The sequence below is a fragment of the Burkholderia sp. SIMBA_051 genome (genome assembly GCF_046534915.1).
In the GTDB taxonomy this organism is placed as follows: Bacteria; Pseudomonadota; Gammaproteobacteria; order Burkholderiales; family Burkholderiaceae; genus Burkholderia; species Burkholderia ambifaria.
Map to the genome: position 1 here is coordinate 1 of NZ_JAWRXS010000258.1, position 273 is coordinate 273.

Genomic DNA, 273 nt, shown 5'->3' on the forward strand with positions numbered 1-273 from the left:
GGGACGCCGCCCGGTGCGGTTTACTTCAACTCGATGTCCAGGCCCTTGTAGGCGGCGGCGCCGAAGATGCCGTGCGCGCGCATCGGCTTCAAGCGCGGCCCGCCCACCAGGTACAGCGAGTCGTGGTACAGCGGAATCCACGCCACGCCGTCGGAGATCTTGGTCAGCGCCTTGGACAGGATCGCATCGCCGCTCCTGGCGTCCAGCGCCTCGCTGCCCTCGGCCAGCCAGCGGTCGGTGTCGGCGTCCTTCCAGTTCATGCGGTTCGGGGTC

1 pseudogene is annotated in these 273 nt (G+C 68.9%); it reads right to left on the reverse strand.

Annotated elements, in window-relative coordinates:
* Positions 1-20 precede the first annotated feature (20 nt).
* Positions 21-273: pseudogene (locus tag SB771_RS34430) on the reverse strand (ABC transporter substrate-binding protein); the annotation flags it as partial.